The sequence below is a fragment of the Brachyspira sp. genome (assembly GCF_050873525.1).
Lineage (GTDB): Bacteria > Spirochaetota > Brachyspiria > Brachyspirales > Brachyspiraceae > Brachyspira.
The window spans coordinates 1-1276 of sequence record NZ_JBNMIZ010000353.1; the positions used below are offsets into that span (position 1 = coordinate 1).

Consider the following 1276-nt stretch of genomic DNA (forward strand, 5'->3'; position numbering starts at 1 on the left):
AAATAGAGCCGCAGTCGAATCTTTCGTTTCAGAAATATTCATGAAAAATATTTCTTTTATAAATATTAGCAAATAAAGAAGTATTACATTTTTATTTTTAAATTTATAAAACAAAGATATTATTATCAGAGCAAGCCCAGAATAGAATAAAATTAAATTGATTAAAAATAAGTAATAAGAATGAACGCCGAATATTTTATATAAACAAAGTAAAGTTAATTGTATCAATACGGGATGCCAATTTCCAAGATTATATTTCGGGTTCATACTACCCCGATACAAATCTGGATTTTGAAACCATCCAGGAAATCCTAGCCAAAATTGAAATACAAATAATATTAAACCAATAATGACGGTTATTACAATAAAATTTTTCTCATTTATAATGTTTATTTTTACGCATAAATAGATTATTAATACTAAAGACAATATAAAATAAATTAATGCTGGGATTTGATATTTTATTTTCAAAGTATAATTAACATCAATATTTTCTTCTTTAATAATTTTCCTATCAGAAATAAAATTCCCATAAGGACTGCCGTCTTTTTCCATTTCAGCGTTTTCCATATAATCTGGCAAATTAGATAAATCTACATAAACTCCGTAAATATCGCTATTTCTAAAAATTTTATCATAATATCTAATCCTAAAATGATGAACATAATTTGTTATATTTTCATTAGTAAGTAAATAATTTTTTACGCTTTCCTCGTCCAATTTATTATCAATGGTAAAATTCTCTCTAATATCATTTAAATTATTTAATTCCAAAGTTCTTTCAATATTCAAATTGAAATCGGTTAAATAACCAATTCGCTTTTTAGAACCAAGAATTTGTAAAATGATTAGAGCGATAATAGTAATAATCACAAATGGGATATAAATTTTTAGAAATAAATTTTTATTTATAGATTTCATATAGTTATCTCCTCAATGTTTAATTTTTGTAAACGCCAAAGAAAGCGTTTAAATGTTTGAAATAATTTTTTATTTTTGCAATGAAAAAACAGCCAAAAATTATAATAATGGCTTGTATTGTATTGTATTGTATTGTATTGTATTGTATTGTATTGTATTGTATTGTAGAATTTACATCCGCTCATTTTTCAAAAGTCCTTTTTTTAATTTTTAATTCTATCAATTTAGGCAAATTATAGCATGTTTAATAAAAAATGTCAAATTTATTATTCAAAAAATTATAACTTCTATAATAATTCTATCTAATATTTTTAATTGACTTTTATTATTAATAAATATAATATATGCTTTATAG

General features: G+C 22.3%; 1 pseudogene. It reads right to left on the minus strand.

Annotated elements, in window-relative coordinates:
• Nucleotides 1-921, minus strand: a pseudogene (locus ACR0QS_RS13275) (hypothetical protein); the annotation flags it as partial.
• Nucleotides 922-1276 lie beyond the last annotated feature (355 nt).